Genomic DNA, 7,641 nt, shown 5'->3' with positions numbered 1-7,641 from the left:
CCGTGGTCGTGGTCATGTCCGTGGTCGTGGTCATGTCCGTGGTCGTGGTCATGTCCGTGGTCGTGGTCATGGCCGTGGTCGTGGTCATGGCCGTGGTCGTGGTCATGGCCGTGGTCATGATCATGCCCGTGCTCGTGGTCATGCCCGTGGTCGTGGTCATGGCCGTGGTCGTGATCATGCCCGTGCTCATGGTCATGGCCGTGGTCATGCTCTCCGCCATGTCCTTCTTCGCGGGCCTCTTCATGCGCCGCATCATGATCGTGACCGTGGTCGTGCGGTTCCCAGACCCCGCCCGAGCGCGTGGGCAGCAGATCGAGGTCCATGTCCTCCATCAGGGTCACGACCGTGGTACCTTCTCCCCGATTGCGCAGGGGTGATTCGAGGAAGGTCTCCAGGTCGGGCCCGACCCAGACCACCACGTCCGCATTCTGCAGACGCCGGGCTTCGGACGGGCGCATGGAGTAGCCGTGCGGTGAGGCATCCGGCGGCAGCAGGACATCGGCCTCCATTACGTCGTCCACCAGGCCCGCGACCAGGCCGTGGATCGGGAGGATGCTGGAGACCACCCGCGGGTCGTCCGCCTGTGCGGGTACGGCCAGCGTGGCGATGGCAACCAGGGTGCCGGTGAGCAGGGGGAAACGTTTGCGCATCATGACCGGGGCTCCGTCTGGGATCTGGATGTTATACAATACCATCATGTTCGCGAGCGTCCACAACTGGTTACGCGGTCACCGCGCGGGCCGCCATCCGCGGCCGCGCCCGGAGCGGGGTTCCGGGCCGCTGGTGGCGGCCCGCGAGGTGACGGTGGAGCGGGGCGGACGGACGATCCTCGACCGGGTGTCGATGGCGGTGCACGCGGGCGAGGCGGCGATGATCATCGGCCCCAACGGCGCGGGCAAGACCAGCCTGCTGCGTGTGTTGATGGGACTGTGGCAGCCGGACGGCGGCCACGTGGAACGCGCCCCGGATCTGCGGGTCGGTTACATGCCTCAGCGGCTGCAGATCGAACCGGTGCTGCCGCTGTCGGTATATCGTTTTCTGCGCATGCGCCAGCGGCTGCCGCGGCGTGAACTGCTGGCCAAGCTGGAGCGGGTGGGGGTCGGCCACCTCATCGATTCGCCGATCCAGTCGCTGTCCGGCGGCGAGACCCAGCGGGTGCTGCTGGCGCGGGCATTGCTGGGCGAGCCCGATCTGCTGGTGCTGGACGAACCGGCCCAGGGGGTCGACGTGGTGGGGCAGGGCGATGTGTTCGCGATGCTGGACGACATCCGCCGCGAGTCCGGCTGCGGGGTGCTGATCGTCTCGCACGACCTGCATTTCGTGATGGCCGGTGCCGAGACGGTGATCTGCCTGAACCAGCATGTCTGCTGCACCGGAAACCCCGAGGAAGTCTCGCGCCATCCGGAATACCGGCGCCTGTTCCCCAGCGTGGATCTGCGGGGTCTGGCGGTCTACACCCACGATCACAATCACGTGCACGGCCTGCACGGCGAGGTGCGCCCGCTGGATGGAGAGGGCACGGACACCTCCTGCAACGATCCGCAACACGGTCCGGGGTGCCGTCACTGATGGACATCGCCGGCTGGCTGGACGACTTCCTGGTGCGCGCCGTGCTGGCGGGCCTGATGGTGGCGGTGGTCGCGGGGCCGCTGGGCGCCTTCGTGGTGTGGCGGCGCATGGCCTATTTCGGCGACACGGTGTCGCACTCGGCACTGCTGGGGGTGGCCCTGGGCTTTCTGCTGGGGCTGAATCTCAACCTGATGGTGACGCTGGTGTGCATCGCCATCGCGGTGCTCCTGGTGATCCTGCAGCGCTATCAGGAGCTGGGCTCGGACACCCTGCTGGGGATCCTCGCCCACAGCGCGCTGTCGCTGGGGATCGTGGCCGTGGCCTTCGTCGAGGGGCTGCGGGTGGACCTGATGGCCTATCTGTTCGGCGACATCCTCGCGGTGGGGCGTGACGACCTGCTCGCGATCGCCATCGGCGGGCTGATTGCGCTGGTGCTGCTGATCGCGCTCTGGCGGCCTCTGCTGGCGCTGACCGTGCACGAGGAACTGGCGCGGGTGGAGGGCGTGCGGGCCCTGCCGGTGCGCCTGGGCATGATGCTGCTGATCGCGCTGGTGATCGCGGCGGCGATGCAGGTGGTCGGCGTACTGCTGATCACGGCGCTGATGATCATCCCGGCGGCGACCTCGCGACGCTTCGCCCGCACCCCGGAGCAGATGGCGATCCTCGCCGGGGTCCTGGGCATGCTCGCGGTGGGCGCGGGGATCGCGGGGTCGTTCCAGTGGGATACCCCCACCGGGCCGAGCATCGTGGTCGCGGCCCTGCTGGGCTTCATCCTGGTGCAGCTGCTACCCGCGCGGCTGCTGCCGCGCTTCGGCACGCGCTGATCCGGCTCAGCGCCGCTCCAGACGCTCGAAGGTGAACGCGCAGGCGTGCTGCTCGTCGGCCGGGTGGTATTCCGACTCGGTCAGCGTCCATTCTGCGGGATCGATGGCGGGGAAATACGTATCGCCGGGATGGCGTTCGTGCACCCGGGTCAGGTGCAGGACCCCGGTGCGCGGCAGGGCCTCGGCGAACAGCCCGGCCCCGCCGATGACGAACGCCGGACCCGAATCGATATTCGCCAGCGCTTTGTCCAGGTCGGAAAAGACCTCGACGCCCTCGGGCTGCTGCCAGTCGGTCTGCCGGGTCAGGACCAGGTTGCGGCGCTTCGGCAGCGGCCGGCCGATGGATTCGAACGTGCGCCGGCCCATGATCACCGGATGGCCGGCGGTCACCCGCTTGAAATGCCGCAGGTCGTCCGGCAGCCGCCAAGGCAGGTCGTTGTCGCGCCCGATCACGTGATCCGGGTCCAGCGCCACGATGATATGGATCTCGGGTCCCCGGGCTTCAGGCTGCATCGATTCGCACGGTTTCGCTGGAATGGTGCGGTTCGGGAATCGGCTCGCCTTCGTCATGCAGGGCTTCCAGGTGCATGGTGATCGCCTCGCGAATCGCGGCCATGACTTCCTCGCGGCTGTCACCGGTCGCAATGCAGCCCGGGAGGTCCGGAACATAGGCTCCCCAGCCGCTGTCGCCCTGCTCGATAATGACCGTGTATTGCTTCATGGTCGCCTCCCGGTCCTCAGAACCAATCTAGCGCATGGCGGGCTAGATGGCGATGGGGGCGCGGATGGCGGGGTGGGACTGGTAGTCGCGGACCTCGATGTCCTCGAAGCGGAACGCGAACAGGTCGCGCACCTCCGGGTTGAGGTGCAGGGTCGGCAGCGGCAGCGGTTCGCGCTCCAGCAGGGTGTCGACCTGCTCGGCGTGGTTGGCGTAGAGGTGCGCATCGCCCAGGGTATGGACGAATTCGCCGGGTGCCAGGTCGACCACCTGCGCGATCATGTGCGTCAGCAGGGCATAGCTGGCGATGTTGAAGGGCACGCCCAGGAACACGTCGGCGCTGCGCTGGTAGAGCTGGCAGGACAGCCGGCCGTCGGCCACGTAGAACTGGAACAGGGCATGGCAGGGGGCGAGGGCCATAAGGCCGGCGGCCGCGTTCTCCTGCGGGGCACGGGTCTCGTCCGGCAGGTCGGCGACGTTCCATGCGGAGATCACGTGGCGGCGCGAGTGCGGGCGGGTGCGAAGGTTGTCCAGCAGCTCCGTCAGCTGATCGTGGGTGCCTCCGTCGGGCAGTGGCCAGGAACGCCACTGGGCGCCGTAGATCGGGCCCAGTTCACCGCCCTCGGTGGCCCATTCATCCCAGATGGTTACCTTGTTGTCGCGCAGGTAGCCCACGTTGGTGTCCCCCGCGAGGAACCAAAGCAGCTCGTGGATGACCGAGCGCAGATGGGTCTTCTTGGTGGTGACCAGGGGGAAGCCCTGCGCCAGGTCGAAGCGCATCTGGTAGCCGAACACCGAGCGCGTCCCGGTGCCGGTGCGGTCCGGGCGGTCGCTGCCGTGGTCGCGGATGTGGCGGACGAGATCCAGGTATTGCCGCATGGTGCGTCCTCAGGGCTTCCCGGAGGTGTCCGGGCGGGGTTCGGGCAGGGGGTTGCGGCGCGACCAGACGATCAGGCCGAGGCCGAACAGAATCACCGGCAGCGACAGCACCTGCCCCATGGTTACCCAGCCGAAGGCGAGATAGCCGATGTGCGCGTCCGGTTCGCGCACGAATTCCACCACGAAGCGGAACGCGCCGTACAGGGTCAGGAACAGGCCCGAGACCAGGCCGGTCCGCCGCGGCTGGCGCGACACCAGCCACAGCACCACGAACAGCACCACGCCTTCGAGAAAGGCCTGGTAGAGCTGCGAGGGATGCCGGGGTACGTAGTCGGCCGCGGGGAAGACCATCGCCCACGGCAGGTCGGTGGGCTTGCCCCACAGCTCGCCGTTGATCCAGTTGCCCACGCGCCCGGCGCCCAGGCCGATGGGGATCAGCGGGGCGATGAAATCGGTCAGGCGGAAGAACGGCTGGTGCAGGTGCCGGGCGTACAGCCAGGCGGTGACCAGTACGCCGATCAGCCCGCCGTGGAAGGACATGCCGCCCTCCCACAGCCGGATCAGGCTCAGCGGGTCGGCCAGCACGCCGTCGAAGTTGTAGAACAGCGCGTAGCCCAGGCGCCCGCCGATGATCACGCCGATTGCGCCCCAGAACAGCAGGTCGCCGACCTGGCGTGGCTCCAGCGGATCCCAGTTGCGCGCGCGCGCGCGCCAGACCCCCAGCCCCCAGAAGGCCAGGAATCCGATGACGTACATCAGCCCGTACCAGTGGATGCTGACCGGGCCCAGGGAGAGTGCGACCGGATCGATAAACGGGTGAACAGGCATGGGCGCTTGCGGTGGCCGAAACAGCCGCACATCCTACCGGTCCTGCAAGGCATTCGCACGCATCGGGACCGTCTTCGTCCCGGCTTTCGCCACCCACGTTTCCAGGGAGGTCGCCATGAACCGTCTCGCCGGCGCCAGCAGCCCGTATCTGCAACAGCACGCGGACAATCCGGTCGACTGGTATCCGTGGGGCGAGGAGGCCCTGGAGCGGGCGCGGACCGAGGACAAGCCGATCCTGCTGTCGATCGGGTACTCCGCCTGCCACTGGTGCCACGTGATGGCGCATGAATCCTTCGAGGATCCGGCGACCGCGGAGGTGATGAACCGGCGCTACGTGAACATCAAGGTGGATCGCGAGGAGCGGCCCGATCTGGACCGCATCTACCAGAACGCGCACATGCTGCTGGCGCAGCGCCCGGGTGGCTGGCCGCTGACGGTGTTCCTGACCCCGGACCAGGTGCCGTTTTTCGCCGGGACCTACTTCCCGAACACCCCGCGGCACGGCCTGCCGTCGTTTGTCGACCTGCTCAACCGTGTGGCCGATTTCCTCGCCGAACACCCGGAGGAGATCCGGCGCCAGAACGATTCCCTGCAGCAGGCGCTCACGCGGATCTACAACCCGGAGGGCGGCAGCATCCCGGCGCTGAGCGTGGTGGACAAGGCCCGCGCGGAACTGGCGCAGAGCTTCGATGCGGAGCATGGCGGTTTCGGCGATGCGCCCAAGTTTCCGCATCCGGCCTCGCTCGACTGGCTGGCCTGGCATGCGGCGCGCCACGGCGACGGCGAGTCCCGGCGCATGCTGGACGCCACCCTGGACGCGATGGCCGCCGGCGGGCTGTTCGACCAGGTCGGCGGCGGGTTCTGTCGCTATTCGGTGGACACCCGCTGGATGATCCCGCATTTCGAGAAGATGCTGTACGACAACGGGCCGCTGCTGGGGCTCTACGCCGAGCGCGCGGCGCGCGGCGACACCCGTTCGCGGCGGGTCGCGGAGCAGACAGTGGCCTGGCTCGAGCGCGAGATGCGGGATGCCAGCGGCGCCTTCTGTTCCAGCCTGGATGCTGATTCCGAAGGCGAGGAAGGGCGCTTCTATGTCTGGGACCCGGAGACCGTGGAGGCGCTGCTGCCAGCCGAGGAATGGGCCGTCGCGGCGCGCGTGTGGGGCCTGCAGGGGCCGCCCAACTTCGAGGGTCGCTGGCACCTGCACGAAGTGGTGCCGCCGGACACCGTCGCGGATGCCCTCGGAATCACCCCGGAGGAGGCGGCGTCCCGCCTGGACTGGGCGCGCGAACGGCTGCTGGAGGCACGCGAACAGCGCGTGCGCCCGCACCGCGACGACAAGCTGCTGGCGGGCTGGAACGCGCTGATGATTACCGGCCTGGCACGCGCCGCCCGCGCGCTGGATCGTCCCGACTGGCTGGCGCTGGCACAGGACGCAATGGCGGCGGTGCGGCGCCTGCACTGGCACGATGGCCGCCTGTACGCCAGCTATCGCGAGTGGGCGACCTCGGCCATGCCGCGCGCCTGCCTCGACGACTATGCCGCGCTGCTGGAGGCGACCCTGGCGCTGCTGGAGACCGAATGGGACAGCGAGCTTCTGGACTGGGCCGTGACCCTGGCCGGGGCCCTGATGGAGGATTTCCACGATGATGCCAGCGGCGGCTTTTTCTACACCGCGCGCGACCACGAGGCCCTGATCCAGCGGCCCAAGGTGTATTCCGACGATGCCATGGCCGCGGGCAACGGGATCGCCGCGCAGTGCCTGATCCGGCTGGGCCATCTGCTGGCCGAGCCGCGCTATCTGGAGGCGGCCGAGGGTACCCTGGCCAATGCCGGGCCGATGATCGAACAGGCCCCGATGGGCCACATGAGCCTGCTGGTGGCGCTCGACATGCATTATCACGCCCCGCCGCTGGTGGTCCTGCGCGGGCAGGGCGAGGCGCTGGCCGACGCGCGCCGGACGATCGCTGCCGCCGATGGCGCGGCGCGGGTCTTCCCCGTGCCCGACGATGCCCGCGATCTGCCCGACGCCCTGGCCGGCAAGGCGCCGCGCGAGGGCGGACCGCGCGCCTGGCTGTGCCGCGGTCTGCATTGCGAACCCCCGGTGGACGACCCGGCGGCGCTGGCGGAACGTCTCGCGGCGGGCGAATGACGCCCCCGAAGAAACACTGAGCCGGAGAAACACTGAGCTTGAAATCGGCGGCGAAGCCCTCAGACTGCAAGGGTTATCCGTTCAACCATCGAAACTTCACCGAACAAAAGGAATGCCCCATGAGCGAAAAGCTGATGAAGGATTTTGTCGCCGCGGCACGCGAGAACATCCGCGAGATCTCCCCGGAAGAGCTGCACGAGGCGATCCAGAAGGGCGAGGACTGGACCCTGGTCGACGTGCGCGAGCCCTATGAATACGAACGCGCCCACGTGCCGGATTCGCTGCTGATCCCGCGCGGTCTGCTGGAAGGCGCGGCCGACCCCAATACCCCGCATCGCATCGAGGCGCTGTACTCCGCGCGCGAGAAGCCCGTGGCCATCATCTGTGCCACCGGTGGTCGCGCCGCCCTGTCGGTCCTGCGCCTGCAGGAGATGGGCTTCACCAACGTGGTCAACGTCGCCGGCGGGATGAAATCCTGGGAAGGCGAGGACCTGCCGGTCGAATCCGGCGCCTACACCGGTCAGCTGCCGTAGGCCCGAGCCGCCCCTTCCTGCCCGACCGGGCCGCTGCCGCCAGCCGGCGGTTGCCTCCGGCCCGGTCACTCAAACGTCACGCGCCGGTCAAGGCGCTGCAAGCCGATGGCCGTAGTCTCCCGGGATATGACCCGTGGA

Annotated in this window: 9 protein-coding genes; 4 read left to right on the top strand and 5 right to left on the bottom strand. The window is 68.5% G+C overall.

The window, feature by feature from the left end; genetic code table 11:
• Positions 1 to 653, bottom strand: a 653-nt coding sequence (locus tag F573_RS15350; protein ID WP_019021121.1) for a metal ABC transporter solute-binding protein, Zn/Mn family, incomplete at its 3' end; no start/stop codon positions are given.
• 25 nt (positions 654 to 678) lie between these two features.
• On the opposite strand from F573_RS15350, the gene F573_RS0100980 reads away from it, so the two are divergent.
• Positions 679 to 1,569: an ATP-binding cassette domain-containing protein gene (locus F573_RS0100980; RefSeq protein WP_019590105.1), complete on the top strand. Its 891-nt coding sequence runs from the start codon at positions 679 to 681 to the stop codon at positions 1,567 to 1,569.
• Positions 1,569 to 2,393 carry a zinc ABC transporter permease subunit ZnuB gene (gene znuB, locus F573_RS0100975; protein WP_018870875.1) on the top strand — a complete coding sequence of 275 codons (825 nt, stop codon included), beginning with the start codon at positions 1,569 to 1,571 and terminating at the stop codon, positions 2,391 to 2,393. The genes F573_RS0100980 and znuB overlap by 1 nt, the downstream gene beginning before the upstream one ends.
• A gap of 6 nt (positions 2,394 to 2,399) precedes the next feature.
• On the opposite strand, the gene F573_RS0100970 is transcribed toward znuB, so the two are convergent.
• Genes F573_RS0100970 through lgt form a run of 4 tightly spaced genes read right to left on the bottom strand, consistent with a single transcriptional unit; the run spans position 2,400 to position 4,818 of the window.
• Positions 2,400 to 2,906 (bottom strand): dihydrofolate reductase, encoded by a 507-nt coding sequence (locus tag F573_RS0100970; RefSeq protein ID WP_019021119.1) that lies wholly within the window; start codon positions 2,904 to 2,906, stop codon positions 2,400 to 2,402.
• On the bottom strand, positions 2,896 to 3,114 hold the full coding sequence (locus F573_RS0100965; protein ID WP_018870877.1) for a type II toxin-antitoxin system HicB family antitoxin: 219 nt from the start codon (positions 3,112 to 3,114) through the stop codon (positions 2,896 to 2,898). The genes F573_RS0100970 and F573_RS0100965 overlap by 11 nt, the downstream gene beginning before the upstream one ends.
• A 42-nt stretch (positions 3,115 to 3,156) precedes the next feature.
• Positions 3,157 to 3,990, bottom strand: coding sequence for a thymidylate synthase (locus F573_RS0100960; RefSeq protein ID WP_018870878.1), 834 nt, complete (start codon positions 3,988 to 3,990; stop codon positions 3,157 to 3,159).
• Positions 3,991 to 3,999: 9 nt separating this feature from the next.
• Positions 4,000 to 4,818 carry a prolipoprotein diacylglyceryl transferase gene (gene lgt / locus F573_RS0100955; protein ID WP_019021118.1) on the bottom strand — a complete coding sequence of 273 codons (819 nt, stop codon included), beginning with the start codon at positions 4,816 to 4,818 and terminating at the stop codon, positions 4,000 to 4,002.
• A 115-nt stretch (positions 4,819 to 4,933) separates the two neighbouring features.
• Here lgt and F573_RS0100950 point away from each other — a divergent pair, with 115 nt between their 5' ends.
• Together F573_RS0100950 and F573_RS0100945 are read left to right on the top strand one after the other, a co-directional pair.
• Positions 4,934 to 6,970, top strand: coding sequence for a thioredoxin domain-containing protein (locus tag F573_RS0100950; protein WP_019021117.1), 2,037 nt, complete (start codon positions 4,934 to 4,936; stop codon positions 6,968 to 6,970).
• Between the two features lie 119 nt (positions 6,971 to 7,089).
• Positions 7,090 to 7,503, top strand: coding sequence for a rhodanese-like domain-containing protein (locus F573_RS0100945; protein WP_019021116.1), 414 nt, complete (start codon positions 7,090 to 7,092; stop codon positions 7,501 to 7,503).
• The last annotated feature ends 138 nt before the right edge of the window (positions 7,504 to 7,641 follow it).

Source organism: Thioalkalivibrio sp. ALE23 (assembly GCF_000378545.1).
In the GTDB taxonomy this organism is placed as follows: Bacteria; Pseudomonadota; Gammaproteobacteria; order Ectothiorhodospirales; family Ectothiorhodospiraceae; genus Thioalkalivibrio.
The sequence above is the reverse complement of the archived record's forward strand: the minus strand, read 5'-3'. Positions and strand labels throughout refer to the sequence as shown.